We start from the raw sequence: 14,078 nt of genomic DNA, 5'->3' as shown, positions 1-14,078 counted from the left end.
ATTTCAGTCTAGCCAAGCGTAAGCATTAATACCAAAGGCAGGGTGGCGGCCGCAGCCACGGTCTGCAGGGCGATGAGGGTGGCCATCAGTGGCGCATTGCCGCCCATTTGCCGGGCCATGACATAAGATGACGAAGCGGTTGGCAGCGCCTGGAACAACACCGCCACCACTGCTGCCTGGCCACTCAGGCCGAGCAGCCGGCAAACGCCCCAGGTGGTCAGTGGCATGACCAGGAACTTGAACGTCGATGCTGCCATCAGCGGCCGTACCTGCTGGCCGAGGCTGGCGCCGCCCAGGGCAGCGCCGACACACAGCAGGCCCAAAGGCAGTGCGGCCTGGCCCAAGGCCTTGACCGTGGCGTCGATACCGGCCGGCAAGCCCAGCCCCGTGGCCCGTAGCACCAGCCCCCCTGCGCAGCCGACGATCAACGGGTTGGCGAAGATCGCCCGAAGCACTGTGGCTGGCGAACTGTGACGGGCGCTGAAGCGGGCAAACACCAGCACGCAGAGCAGGTTGACCAAGGGCACGATGGCAGCGTTGGCCACCGCCGCCAGGGCAATCCCGGCGCTGCCGTAGATGCCCGCAGCCAGGGTGGCACCGATGTAGTTGTTGAAGCGGATACCGCCCTGAAACACCGAGGTGAAGTCGGCACCCTCATGGTTCGCCGCGCCCTGATACAGCATCAGCAATACGGCACCGGCCAGGGTCGAGAGCATCAGTGCGCCGGCCATGCCCAGCACCGGTATGCCATCGAGGTTGGCGGTGGCCAGGCCATGGAGGAACAGCGACGGCAGCAGGACGTAGTAGCTCAGGCGCTCGGCGCCAGGCCAGAAGCTCTCGGCAAGAAAACCGCGAAGGCGCAGGAAGGTACCCAGCGCTATCAGCAGGATGATGGGGAGCAGGGTGGTCAGCAGCAAGTGCAGCATGGTCAGCATTCCGTGGTCGGGTACGTGCACAGACTACGGGGGCGGATCAATCTGTAAAAACGTTGTTTTCTTCAGTGACCGTTGAGGAAAAATGCATGTTGGTGGGTGCAGATCGCGCTTTGGAGCAGCCTGGTGTCAGGCTTCCAGGGCGGTCTTCAACACCGCACTCAAATGCCGCCGCTGGCTTTTTTCATGCTCCAGCAACACCACCCGCCGGGTCAGCTGCGGCTCGCCAAACGGCAGGCAGGTGGCGGGTGGCAAGCGTTGCAGGTCGTCATCCGCCATGGGGATGACCGCCACGCCCAGGCCCATCACCGCCATGCGCGCCAGGGCTTCCTGGCTGTCCAGTTCCATCAGTTCGCTCACCTGCACCTGCTGGCGGCGTAGTTCCTGCTCGATCTGCCGGCCGGCCCAGGCTCGCTTGTCGAAGCGCAGGAATGGCTGGCTGGCCAGCAACTGCGGCACGCTATACCCGGCCAGCTCAGGGCTGGCAATGGCCCAGAAACGGTCCTCGAACAGCGGTGTAAAGTCCAGGTTCTGCGGGTAAGGGCTGACCGGTTCGGTGGTGATCGCCGCATCGAGCTCACCGTCTTCCACGCGCCGCGCCAGCTCCGCCGACATGCCCGAGGCCACGCTGATGTGTAGCTGCGGGTGATGGGCCTTGATCCACACCAGCGCCTTGGGCAAGCGCCGCGCCAGCACCGTGTGGATCGCCCCGAGGCGCAAGCGGCCGCGCAGGCTTGGGCCGCTGGCCAGGGCATCGGCCAGTTCGTCATAGGCAGCCAGAAGGCTTTCGGCGCGGGCCACCGCCAACTGGCCGGCTTCGGTCAGCACCACCTGCCTGCGGCTACGGTCGAACAAGGCCACCTTCAGTTCGTCTTCGAGGGTTTTGATGTGCAGGCTGACCGCCGAGGGGGTGAGGCTGAGCAGGTCGGCGGCGCGGGCAAAGGTGCCGTGGCGGGCGATGGTCACCAAGGTGCGCAGGGCTTTCAGGGACATGCGGTTGAGGTCCGGTTCTCAGCTGACAGAGGCATATTGTCGGGCCCGGCCCTCTCGCAGCACAAGGCTGCTCCCAGGCCTTGCCGATACGGCTCAGCGACTGCTACGCCCATAGGCCTGGCTGATCCGGTCGATCACCATGGCCAGGGCGACAATTGCCAGCCCGGCCTCCATCCCTTGGCCAACATTCAAGGTCTGGATCCCCGCCAGCACATCCTCACCCAACCCACGGGCGCCGATCATCGACGCCACGACCACCATCGACAAGGCCATCATGACCGACTGGTTGAGCCCGGCCATGATACTCGGCAGCGCCAGGGGCAGGGCGATGCGCCGCAACCGCTGCCAGCGGCTGGCGCCAAGGCCGTGTGCGGCCTGCAGCAACGAGGGGTCGATCTGGCTCAGGCCCAGTTCGGTCAACCGCACCAGCGGCGGCAGGGCGTAGATCAGCGTGGCGAACACGGCAGGCACCTTGCCCAGGCCAAACAGCATCAGCACCGGGATCAGGTAAACGAACGCAGGTAGCGTCTGCATCACATCGAGTACCGGCAACAGCAGCCGCCTGGCCAGTGGCCGGGCGGCCAGCAGGATGCCCAGCGGCACACCCACCAGTACGCACAGGCCGGTACTGACCAGCACCAGGGCCAGGGTCTGCAGCAGCTTGTCCCAGAGCCCGAGCATACCGATCAAGGCCAGCAGCGCGACCAGCACGGCGCTGCGCAGCAGGCTGCGGCTGGCGTGCCAGGCCAGCAGACCCACCAGCAACAACAACAGCCACCAAGGCAACAGACGCAACAGGTTCTCCAGGCCGACCAGCAGTTGCAGCAACTGGTCAGAAAAACTGCGCAGGTGGTCGCCGTAGTTCAATACCAACCCGTCGACCAGGCGGTTGATGCTGTCGGCAAAGGAAAACTGCAGGGTCTGCGGGAAACCGCTGCTCACAGGCTGGCCTCGACCTTGGCGGCGATGTCCGCCGGCAGCCAGGCTTTCCACACCTCGCGGTGATCGCGCAGGAAGGTGAGGGCGGCTTCGCGCGCGGGCGTGCGTTTTTCGCTCATGACGGCCAGGGCCTTGTTCAGGCGATCGATGGGCAGGTTGACCTGTTCGAACACACTGACCAAGTCTGGGTAGTTTTCGCGAAAGGCTTTGGACACGCCGATCGACAACTTTGCCGGCAGCGAGCGGCTGCCTTTCGGGTTGGGGTTGGCGGGGTCGGTGAGGGTGGCCCAGGCCTGGGCATCGAACGGGGGTTCTTCCAGCCGGATGAGCTTGTAGCGCCCCATCAGCGGGGTCGGGTTCCAGTAGTAGAACAGCACAGGTTTGCCGCGCCGGATAGCCGAACCGATCTCGGCGTCCATCGCGGCGCCGGAGCCACTGCGGAAGTTGTTGTAGAGGCCATCCAGGCCATAGGCCTTGAGCTTTTGGCTGTTGACGGTTTCAGACGTCCAGCCGCTTGGGCTGTTGAGAAAACGCCCTTTACCGGGCGATTCGGGGTCAGAAAATACCTGCGGGTAACGCTTGAGGTCCTCGACACTGTGCAGCTCAGGCGCCACGGGCTTCAGGTTGCGTGCGGCATCGCCCTCGATCACATAGGCCGGTACCCACCAACCTTCTTCTGCATTTTTGACCGTATCGCCCAGTGCGAACACCTGGCCGGCCTGTTCGGCCTTTATCCAGGCAGGGCTGCGCCCGGCCCATTCCTCGGCGATCACTTGCAGGTCATTGCGCGCCAGGGCCACCTCCATGCTGACCGTGCTGCCAGGCAGGGTATCGGTGCGGTAGCCGTAGCCGCGCTCCACGATCAGGCGCAGAATCTCGGTGGTGAGGGCGCCGCTTTCCCAGCCGATGGCACCAAAATGGATAGGCGCAGGTTGCTCTGTCGATGCGGCGCTGTCGGTGCTGGCCAAACCCACCGTCAACAGCAGCCCGGCCAGCAGCGTTGAAATGCTCTTCATGTAAACCTCGTCGTTCGCCACGCCTTGGCAGTGGGGCAAGTGTAGACGACGAGGTTTTGTCAGTTTCAGGGCCACTGGCGTGGCCCCGTTCGCTTCAGACGCGGAACTGGTCCATCAGCGCTTGCTGCTGGTTGGCCAGGCTGTTCAGCGACTGGCTGACCCGCGCCGACTCGTTGGCCTGGCCAGACAGGGATTCAGTGACATCACGAATGGTCGCCACGTTGCTGTTGATTTCCTCGGCTACCGCGCTTTGCTCCTCGGCGGCAGAGGCGATCTGCAGGTTCATGTCGGTGATCACCGTCACCGCCTGGCCAATGCGCTGCAATGCCGTGACGGCTTGGCCGACCTGCTCCACGCCACCTTGGGCCTGGCGGTGGCTGTGGTCCATGGCGCCGACCACTTCGCGGGTGCCGTTCTGCAGGGCTTCGATGACCTGACGGGTTTCTTCCACCGACTCCTGAGTGCGCTGGGCCAGGTTGCGCACCTCATCGGCGACCACGGCAAAGCCACGGCCGGCCTCTCCGGCGCGGGCAGCTTCGATGGCAGCGTTGAGTGCCAGCAGGTTGGTCTGTTCGGCGATCGAGCGGATCACTTCCAGTACCGAGCCGATCTTCTCGCTGTTCTGCGCCAGGCCTTCTATTTCGGCCATGGTGTCGCTCATGTTGGCGGCCAGGGCACCGATGCTGCTGGTGGTGCGGTCGATTACCGCCAAGCCCTCGCGGGTGGCCTGGTCGGCATCGCGCGCCGCCTGCGCAGCCTGGGCGGCGCTGCGGGCAACGTCCTGGGCGGTGGCGCTCATTTCATGGGAGGCGGTGGCTACCTGGTCGACCTGGCGGTACTGCTGCTCCATGCCGGCGCTGGTTTCAGTGGCAATCGCCGAGGACTGGTCGGCCGTGCCTCGGGCGGCCTGCACCGAGCGTTTGACCTCGGCGATGGTTGGCTGCAACTTGTCGAGGAAGCGGTTGAACCAGCCGGCCAGTTCGCCCAGTTCGTCCTGTTTCTGGTAGGTCAGGCGACGGGTCAGGTCGCCTTCGCCGCTGGCAATGTCCTTGAGCATGGCGGCCACGCCGAGGATCGGCCGGGTAACGCCGCGGGCCATCAGCCATACCAGCAGCAGGCCAACAATGGCGGCGGCCAGGCCCAGGCTCAGTTCCAGCAAGGTGCCGCTGGTATTGAGCGCGTCAAGTTCCTGCTTCAGGGTTTCGGCCGGCCCGGTCAGGGCGTTTTCCGGCACATCCAGCAACACGCCCCAGGGCTGGGCGTCCGGGATTGGCCGGAATGCCGCCAGCACCTTCAAGCGCTGCCGGTCGTGGAGGATGGTCAGCTTGCCATCGGCCAGCTTGCGCACCAGCTCGGCGCCTTTGACCGGGTCTATCTGGTCGAAGCGCTGTGCCAGCTTGCTGGCATCGGCGCTGTAGCCGGCCAGCAGGCCGACCGGGGTCAGAATGCCGACCGTGGTGCGGCCTTCGTAGAGGCTGCGGCTGGCCTCCTGGCTCAGCGCCTGCAGGCTATTGAGGTTGATGTCGATGGACAGGGTGGCAATGATCTTGCCGTTGACCGCCAGCGGGAACACGATGCTGGTCATCAGCACCTGCTGGCCATCGATGTCGTAGAAGTACGGCTCTACCACGCACACCTTGCCGGAGGTGCGTGGGCATACCCACCAGGTGTTGGCCGGCTGGCCGCTGGGGCCGATCTCGGTGTTGGCCATGTCATGTTCGGGCAGGGCCATCGAGGTCAACTGGCCGGCGCGTGGCTGCGACCAGTACAGGGCAAAGCGCCCGGTTTCGTTGCTGCCCAATGCTGCCTTGCCGGCAAACAGGCTGTCCTTGTTGTCCAGGGCATTGGGCTCGAACACCAGTGACAGACCGAGCAGGTCGGGGTTGGCTTGCAGTGCGGCGCGTACCTGGCGGGTCATGTCCTCGCGCAGGTCGAAGGCATCGAGAAAGCGCTTTTCGGCCTGCTCGCGCAGGAACAGCACCTGACGGGCGAAGCCGGCGCCGTACTGGTAGGCATCCATGAACTGGCGGCGAATGTTCAGCGCTTGCACTTCACCTTGTGACTCGATACGCGACTGCGCCGCCTCGGTCAGCATCTGCATGCTGCTGGCCTTGACCAGGTCCGAACTGTGATCCATGCGGTACAGCGACAGGCCGACGAGCAAGGTGACGATAGCGGCCAGACAGAGACCGGCGAGCAGGGTGATCTTCCACTGGATGGAAAGTTGTCGCAAAGGCATGGGGGCGGATCCCTTTTTTGGCATTAAGGGTTATGGCTTTATCTGCGGTGGGGCCGGGAGGTGCCAAAGCGCTGCGGCCAGGCACCTCGCTGCCTCCCTCAATATCGGCCCCTGCCGTTTTTTCTTTATTCAAACATTCAATTTAAATTTGACCGCCACTAACGCGCCGTATCAAGGCGCTTTTGACATCTGCCGCCTACTGCTTCAGAGTTCGCGCTTTTTTCTGTCGTAATGAGGTAAGCCAACCATGAATGCAGTGATCGCCGCGGTCGGCATCATGCTGATACTCAGCCTGTCCCGCGTGCACGTGGTCATCGCCCTGATCATCGGCGCCCTGGCCGGTGGGCTGGTGGGCGGCCTGGGCATCGAAGGCACGCTCAAGGCCTTCAACGGTGGCCTCGGCGGTGGTGCCACGGTGGCTTTGTCCTATGCACTGCTGGGTGCCTTTGCCGTGGCAATCGCCAAGTCTGGCCTGGCCCATGCGCTGGCCGACCGCGCCCTGGCCATGATCGACCGACAGGGCGACGCCAAGGGCGGCAAGGTCAAATGGCTGATGATCGGCCTGATGCTGGTGGTGGCCGTGTCGTCCCAGAACATCCTGCCCATCCACATTGCCTTCATTCCGCTGCTGGTACCCCCTCTGTTGTTCGTGCTGACGCGCCTGCGTATCGACCGCCGGCTGATCGCCTGTGTGATCACCTTTGGCCTGATCACCCCGTACATGTTCCTGCCGGTGGGCTTCGGCAACATCTTCCTCAACGAGATCCTGTTGGCCAATGTGGCCCGCGCGGGTGTCGATGTGAGCGGCGTCAACGTCACCCACGCCATGGCCGTCCCGGCTGCCGGCATGCTCGTCGGCCTGCTGGTGGCGGTGTTCATCAGCTACCGCAAGAAGCGTGACTACGACCTGGCGCGGATCCAGCAGGTGGAGCAGGTGAGCGTGCAGTACAACCCGCTGACCTTGCTGGTGGCCGGGCTGGCGATCGCGGCAGCCTTCATTGTCCAGCTGTTGCTGGACTCGATGATCATCGGTGCCATGGTCGGTTTCCTGATCTTCTCGCTGTCGGGCATCGTCAAGTGGAAAGAGACCGACGACCTGTTCACCGAAGGCATGAAGATGATGGCCATGATCGGCTTCATCATGATTACCGCGTCCGGTTTTGCCGAGGTGATGAAGGCCACCGGTGAGGTGAAGAGCCTGGTGGAAACCTCGGCGCAGTGGATCGACCACAGCAAGGGCGTCGGTGCCCTGCTGATGCTGTTGGTAGGCCTTTTGGTGACGATGGGGATCGGCTCGTCGTTCTCCACTGTGCCGATCCTGGCGGCGATTTTCGTGCCACTGTGCGTACAACTGGGCTTCGACCCGTTGGCCACGGTGTGCATCATTGGTACTGCCGGTGCGCTGGGTGATGCAGGTTCGCCGGCCTCGGACTCGACCCTGGGCCCGACCTCGGGCCTGAACGTGGATGGCCAGCACCACCACATCTGGGACACCGTGGTGCCGACCTTCATCCATTACAACCTGCCGCTGCTGGCGTTCGGTTGGTTGGCGGCGATGACCTTGTAAGGCGGGGGAGGGCGTCAGCCCTTGTCGGGCGGCGGCGAGATGCGATTGAGCACGGTGCTGCCGTCCTTGCTGCGGGTCAGGTAGACCGGCAGGACTTTGGGCAGGTTGTTGACCAGGCGCCCCACCTCACGGGTGTTGTAGATGCCGCTGATGCGAATGCGGCCGGTGCTGGCATCGGCCAGTCGCAGCGGGGCGTCGAGGTAGCGGTTTATCACCGGCAGCGCCTGTTCCAGGCTCAGGTTGTCGAGCACCAGCTTGCCGCTGCGCCATGCCAGGCTGTTGCCATAGTCGTCGCTTTGCTCCAGCTGCGGCTCGAAGTCGCCCTTGTGGTAGCTGGCCTGCATGCCAGGGCCAAGGCGGTAGCCACCGGCATTGCCCTCACTGGACACCAGCACTGAACCTTCCACCAGGGTGACCTTCACCTGGTCCTGGTACTTCCACACGTTGAACTGGGTGCCGGTGACCCGGGTCTGGCCACTGCCTGCACGCACGATGAACGGGTGGCTGCTGTCGTGTCGCACCTTGAAGAACGCCTCGCCGCGCTTGAGCGTGACCTGGCGCTGGTCCTTGTAGTTGAGGAAGGTGAGCTCGGTGTGCAGGTTGAGCTGTACCGTGCTGCCGTCGCTGAGCTCCACGGTCTGCATGCGGTCACCGGCTTCGACGTGCTGGTAGTGGTTGGGCAACCAGCCCTGTTCCCACCCCATCCAGCCGGCCAGCGGCAGCACTGCCAGGGCGATGGCCGCAGCAGACGCCAGCGGCCGCCAGTTGCGGGGGCGGGCGGCGTGTTTGGCAGGTGGGTTGAAGTCGATGACGGTGGCGCTACGCGGCAGCAGGTCGGCTGTTTGCCAGATTTCCAGCATCGCCTGATATTCTTCGGCATGCCGCGGGTCGGCCGCCAACCAGCCAGTGAATGCTTCACGCTCGGCCTGCGTGCAATCGTCGGCGTGCAGGCGCATGCACCAATGCGCTGCGGCGTCGGTGATGGCATCGTCTGGGCTGGGATTGAGGCGGTCGTGGTTCATTGCGGCTCCGGGTTTTGCGCATTCTACCCTTGCGAGAGTGCTCCCGAGAACCAATGTAATGGTGAATGACTATCAGTTGTGCCGGTTTTTCGTCGGATTGACCACGGTTTTTCAGCGTTTGAGAACCCTTCGCGGGCAAAAGACGATGTCTGCAATCGCTTCCGGGGCGGCCTGGTGCGGCGAAGAGGTCAGTGTTTGCAGTACCGATTCGGTAACCTGTACCGGCCCTCTTCGCAGCACACGGCTGCCCTTGCAACAAGCGCGTCAGTGACACACCGGTCAGAACTGTGCGGCCTCTAGCCCATAAAGGCTGCCACTACCGGCCCGAATGCTCGCCTCCAGCCCCAACCCCCGCGGCAAGACCCGCTGGAAATAGAACGTCGCACAGGCAAGCTTCGCACCATGAAACGCCTCGTCCTCATCACGTTTGGCCAGCGCCGCCGCCGCCATCCGCGCCCACATGTACGCATAGGCCGTCAGCCCGAACAGCTGCAGGTACTCAACGGCTACCGCGCTGACCAGGTTGGCATCCTCGCCAGCCTGCGCCCGCAGCCAGCTGCTGGTGGCCTCGAGCCGCGCCAGGCTCGCCTGCAGGGCCTCGCGGTGCAAGGGCGCATCCACACTGAAGGCCCGCACTTCGCTGGCAAAGCTGGCCAACGCCTGACCACCGTCGGCCAGCACCTTGCGCCCCAGCAGATCAAGGGCCTGAATGCCGTTGGTGCCTTCATAGATTTGCGCAATGCGCACGTCTCGCACCCGTTGCTCCTGGCCCCATTCGCGGATGTAGCCATGACCGCCATACACCTGCTGGCCAAGCACGCAGCTTTCCAGACCGTTGTCGGTGAAGAATGCCTTGGCCACCGGTGTCAGCAGTGCCACCAGGCGCTGGGCATGCTCGCGTTCGCCAGCGTCCTCGGCATAGCGCGCCACGTCCAGTTGCTGGCCAACGTAGACGGCGAACGCCCGACCTGCTTCGGTGAGGGTGCGCATGGTCAGCAGCATGCGCCGAACATCACCATGGTGGATGATCGGGTCGGCCACCTTGTCGTGTGCCTGCGGGCCAGTCGCTGCGCGGCTCTGCAGGCGCTCGTTGGCATAGCGGGCGGCGCTCTGGTAGGAGGCTTCGGCACAACCGATGCCCTGTATGCCGATGGACAGGCGCTCGTAGTTCATCATGGTGAACATCGCTGCCAGGCCCTTGTTCGGTTCGCCCACCAGGTAACCGATGGCACCGTCAAAGTTCATGACGCAGGTCGCCGAGGCCTTGATGCCCATCTTGTGTTCGATCGAGCCACAATGGACAGCATTGCGCGCGCCCAGGCGGCCATCGGCCTCGACCAGGAATTTGGGGACCAGAAACAGCGATATGCCTTTGGCACCGGCGGGCGCATCCGGCAGCTTGGCCAGCACCAGGTGGACGATGTTCTCGGTCAGGTCCTGCTCGCCGCCGGTAATGAAGATCTTGCTGCCACTGATGCGCACGCTGCCATCGGCCTGAGGCTCGGCGCGGGTGCGGATCAGCCCCAGGTCAGTGCCGGCATGGGGTTCGGTCAGGCACATGGTGCCGGCCCAGCGGCCTTCGTACAGCGGTGGCAGGTAAGTGGCCTTGAGCGCTTCGCTGGCGTGGGCATCGATCGCCAGGCAACTGCCTGCGCTCAATGCCGAATACAGGCTGAAGCTGCAGTCAGCCGCGTAGAGCATCTCTTCGAACAGCACGCCGAGCATCTTTGGCATGCCCATGCCGCCGTGTTCCGGGTTGCCGCCCAAGCCGACCCAGCCACCTTCGCGGTAGGTGTTCCAGGCCTCGCGAAAGCCTTCGGGGGTGGTGACTTGGCCTGCGTCGAAGCACACACCTTGCTCGTCACCGTTGCGGCTGAGCGGGGCGATCAGCTGGCCGGTGACTTTTGATGCTTCCTCGAGAATGGCGTCGGCAGTGTCGGCATCGATGCGTTCGGCCAGGGCGGGCAGTCGGGCCCACAGGCCTGAAGCGTTGAACACGTCATGCAGGACGAAGCGCATGTCGCGCAGGGGGGCGGAATAGGTGGTCATCGGCAGCTCTTGCAATAGTGAGGGAGGGTTGGGCGTGCGCTGAACCTTCAGGCGCAGCCGTGTGCTGCGCCTGAAGGGGGGCGGCTACGGCATCAGAGGGCCTTGGCCCGGTCGCGCAGCACGTACTTCTGGATCTTGCCGGTCGAGGTCTTGGGCAGCTCGCCGAACACCACGGTCTTCGGCACCTTGAACCCGGCCAGGTGCTCGCGGCACCAACTGGTGATGTCGGCTTCACGGGTGTCCTCTCGGCCCGGCTTCAGGGCAACGAAGGCGCACGGGGTTTCCCCCCATTTTTCATCCGGGCGTGCCACCACGGCGGCTTCCAGCACTGCCGGGTGCTTGTACAGGGCGTCTTCGACCTCGATGGTGGAGATGTTTTCGCCACCGGAAATGATGATGTCCTTGAGCCGGTCCTTGATCTCGATATAGCCGTCGGCATGCCACACGGCCAGGTCGCCGGTGTGGAACCAGCCGCCACGGAAGGCTTCGGCGGTGGCTTCAGGGTTTTTCAGGTAACCCTTCATCACCGTGTTGCCGCGCATGAAGATTTCGCCCAGGGTATTGCCGTCGCGGGGTACTGGCTGAAGGGTTTGCGGGTCGGCGACCATCAGGCCATCGAGGGTCGGGTAGCGCACGCCTTGGCGAGACTTGATGCGTGCACGCTCCTCCAGCGAAAGCGCGTCCCATTCGTCATGCCAGGCACACACAGTCACCGGGCCATAAACCTCGGTCAGGCCGTAGGTGTGGGTGACCTTGATGCCCATTTCTTCCACGGCGCCGATGACCTTGGCCGGTGGAGCGGCGCCGGCGACCATGGCCTGCACCGGGTGCTCGATGGCTGCCTTGGCCGCCTCGGGCATGTTGACCAGCGCGTTGAGCACGATTGGCGCACCGCACAGGTGGCTGACTTTGTGCTCGCGGATCAGGGTCAGGATCTTCTGCGGGTCGACCCGGCGCAGGAACACATGGGTGCCGGCCAGGGCGGTGATGGTCCAGGGGTAGCACCAGCCGTTGCAGTGGAACATCGGCAACGTCCACAGGTACACCGGGCGGTGGCCCATGGCCCAGGTCATCTGGTTGCCCAAGGCGTTCAGGTAGGCACCACGGTGGTGGTAGACCACGCCCTTGGGGTTGCCGGTGGTGCCGGAGGTGTAGTTCAGCGAAATGGCCTGCCACTCGTCATCGGGCCATTCCCAGGCAAATTCCGGGTCGCCTTCGTTGAGCAGGGCCTCATAGTCCAGCTGGCTGACCGCGCGGCCTTCGCCGTACTCCGGGTCATCCACATCAACCACCAGCGGCGGGTGTTCAAGCAGTGCCAGAGCGCCTTCGATGACCGCATGGAACTCGCGGTCGGTGATCAGCACCTTGGCCTCGCCATGCTGCAGCATGAAGGCGATGGCCTCGGCATCCAGGCGCACGTTCAGGGTATTGAGCACGGCACCGGTCATGGGGACGCCGAAATGCGCCTCGAGCATGGTCGGGGTGTTGGGCAGCATCACTGCCACGGTGTCGCCACGGCCAATGCCACGACCGGCCAGGGCGCTGGCCAGGCGCCGACAGCGTTGGTAGGTTTCTTGCCAGTTGCGGCGGATGGCGCCGTGGATGACGGCCGGGTAGTTGCCGTACACGGCAGCGGTGCGTTCGATGAAGCTCAGCGGGGTGAGGGCGACATGGTTGACGGCAGCGGGCATCAGGCCCTGGGCATAGATCGACATGCGGTAATCCTGTAAGGGAGGCAGACGCAGCCTGTGCACCTGGCCCCCGATGGCTGATTGTTAGCTCTGTTCAGGGTGCAGGGGGCGGACGGTGGGCCGCCCCCTCTGTCGCAGTTTTACGCGAGTCGCTATGGTATTAGGAATATCGACTATAGCAATATAGTAAAACTACTATAAAAATAGGCCGCCTACTGTGGATGACACTGCTTACCCCTTGCTCGCCAAAGACCCGCAACCCAGTCTGTTACTGGCCAGTGATGCAAGCCCGCTGGCACTCAACCCGGCACTGCAGGCCTGGGTCGCCGAAGGGCCTGAGCTGGCTTGCTGGCTGCCGGCCAATTGCGCTGCCCTGGTGCGTGCCTGTCTGCGCCAGCATCGGGCGATCAGCGATGTGGAAGTGCAGGTCGGCGAACGCATCGTGCTGTGGACGTTCATGCCGGACAACCAGGGCCAGCAGGTGCTGGGCCGCTGCCGCGATGCCAGCGAAGAGCGCCATGGCGCACGCGAAGCCAGCCGCGCCCGGCGCCTGTATCGGCTGATCATCGAAAACACCACCGACCTGATTTCCCGGCACAGCCCCGATGGCCGCTTTCTCGATGCCTCACCGGCAGCCTACCGCCTGCTCGGCCTGTGGCCCGAGCAACTGCGTGGCATGCCTGTACATACCCTGCTGCATCCGCGCGAACGGCGTCAGGTACTGCGTCAGGCCGCTGCCGCGCTGGACCAGGACGGCTACCACACGATGACCTGCCGGGTACGCCAGGCGACAGGTGACTACCGTTGGTTCGAAATCGCCAGCCGGGCGATCCGCGAGACCTACACCGGCGCGGTGGTGGAGGTGGTCAGCGTGTCCCGCGACATCACCTTGCGCATCGAAGCGCAGGAAAGCCTGGCGCACAGTGCCCGCCTCGCGACCTTGGGCGAGCTGGCCTCGGGCATCGCCCACGAGATCAATCAGCCACTGGCCGCGGTGGTCAACTATGCCAACGCCAGTCAGCGTTACCTGCAGGGCCTGGAACGTGATCCCCAGGCGCGCGAGCGGGTTGGCCAGGGCCTGCAGCGTATCAGCGAACAGGCCACCCATGCCGCCGAAGTGATCCGCCGTCTGCGTGCCTTTCTGCGCAAGGAACCGCGCCGCCTGCAGGCACTGGACGTGGCCGAGCTGGCCGGCGAAGCCATGCGCCTGTGCGCCTGGGAAGCCGCGCGGGACCAGGTGCAGGTGGAACTTCGCATGAGCGCTCAACTGCCCTTGGTGTATGCCGACCGGGTGCTGCTGGAGCAGGTGCTGCTCAACCTGCTGCGCAATGCCATCGATGCCAATCGCGAGCAGCAGGGTGAGCGGCCGTCACGTATCCTGCTCTGCGCGGCGCGCGATGGCGATGGGGTGCTGGTCGAGGTCGCCGACCAGGGCCCGGGCGTGGCACCCGAGCGGCTGGATGAAATCTTTACGCCGTTTACCACCAGCAAGGCCGACGGCCTGGGCTTGGGCTTGAGCATGAGCCGCAGCCTGATCGAAGGCTTCGGTGGCAGCCTGTGGGCGCGGGCGGGTGACAACGGCGGTCTGGTACTGTGCTGCCGGCTGGCGGTCAGCAGGGAATAAGGGGAG

General features: G+C 64.3%; 10 protein-coding genes and 1 pseudogene. 2 read left to right on the top strand and 9 right to left on the bottom strand.

The genetic code is table 11. The features are described from left to right. Positions 1-8 precede the first annotated feature (8 nt). The 6 genes and pseudogenes from LMH93_RS15980 to LMH93_RS29925 form a co-directional block, all read right to left on the bottom strand. Positions 9-926 carry an AEC family transporter gene (locus LMH93_RS15980; RefSeq protein WP_003247787.1) on the bottom strand — a complete coding sequence of 306 codons (918 nt, stop codon included), beginning with the start codon at positions 924-926 and terminating at the stop codon, positions 9-11. Positions 927-1,061: 135 nt separating this feature from the next. Next, on the bottom strand, positions 1,062-1,925 hold the full coding sequence (locus LMH93_RS15975) for a LysR family transcriptional regulator (protein ID WP_004575302.1): 864 nt from the start codon (positions 1,923-1,925) through the stop codon (positions 1,062-1,064). Between the two features lie 93 nt (positions 1,926-2,018). Next, positions 2,019-2,867, bottom strand: coding sequence for an ABC transporter permease (locus LMH93_RS15970; RefSeq protein ID WP_003247791.1), 849 nt, complete (start codon positions 2,865-2,867; stop codon positions 2,019-2,021). Further along, positions 2,864-3,880 (bottom strand): ABC transporter substrate-binding protein, encoded by a 1,017-nt coding sequence (locus LMH93_RS15965; protein ID WP_230064364.1) that lies wholly within the window; start codon positions 3,878-3,880, stop codon positions 2,864-2,866. The genes LMH93_RS15970 and LMH93_RS15965 overlap by 4 nt, the downstream gene beginning before the upstream one ends. Positions 3,881-3,974: 94 nt before the next feature. Next, entirely contained in the window at positions 3,975-4,730 is a 756-nt protein-coding gene (locus LMH93_RS29930; RefSeq protein ID WP_241792063.1) for a methyl-accepting chemotaxis protein, read from the bottom strand. 102 nt (positions 4,731-4,832) lie between these two features. Beyond that, positions 4,833-5,798: pseudogene (locus LMH93_RS29925) on the bottom strand (PDC sensor domain-containing protein); the annotation flags it as partial. Positions 5,799-6,366: 568 nt separating this feature from the next. Between LMH93_RS29925 and LMH93_RS15955 the strand changes: the two are divergent. Then, the gene (locus LMH93_RS15955) at positions 6,367-7,686 is read left to right on the top strand and encodes a Na+/H+ antiporter family protein (protein WP_230064362.1); all 1,320 of its coding nucleotides are present in this window, start codon (positions 6,367-6,369) and stop codon (positions 7,684-7,686) included. 14 nt (positions 7,687-7,700) lie between these two features. On the opposite strand, the gene LMH93_RS15950 is transcribed toward LMH93_RS15955, so the two are convergent. From LMH93_RS15950 to LMH93_RS15940, 3 genes are all read right to left on the bottom strand, one after another. Then, entirely contained in the window at positions 7,701-8,708 is a 1,008-nt protein-coding gene (locus LMH93_RS15950; RefSeq protein WP_230064361.1) for a FecR family protein, read from the bottom strand. Between the two features lie 279 nt (positions 8,709-8,987). Further along, complete coding sequence (locus LMH93_RS15945) at positions 8,988-10,757, bottom strand: acyl-CoA dehydrogenase C-terminal domain-containing protein (RefSeq protein ID WP_230064360.1); 1,770 nt, start codon at positions 10,755-10,757, stop codon at positions 8,988-8,990. Between the two features lie 92 nt (positions 10,758-10,849). Further along, positions 10,850-12,472, bottom strand: a complete 1,623-nt coding sequence (locus LMH93_RS15940) for an acyl-CoA synthetase (RefSeq protein WP_003247805.1) — start codon at positions 12,470-12,472, stop codon at positions 10,850-10,852. A gap of 193 nt (positions 12,473-12,665) precedes the next feature. On the opposite strand from LMH93_RS15940, the gene LMH93_RS15935 reads away from it, so the two are divergent. Then, positions 12,666-14,072, top strand: coding sequence for a sensor histidine kinase (locus LMH93_RS15935; protein ID WP_014753403.1), 1,407 nt, complete (start codon positions 12,666-12,668; stop codon positions 14,070-14,072). Positions 14,073-14,078: the final 6 nt, after the last annotated feature.

This window comes from Pseudomonas sp. CIP-10 (assembly GCF_020911845.1).
Lineage (GTDB): Bacteria > Pseudomonadota > Gammaproteobacteria > Pseudomonadales > Pseudomonadaceae > Aquipseudomonas > Aquipseudomonas alloputida.
The sequence above is the reverse complement of the archived record's forward strand: the minus strand, read 5'-3'. Positions and strand labels throughout refer to the sequence as shown.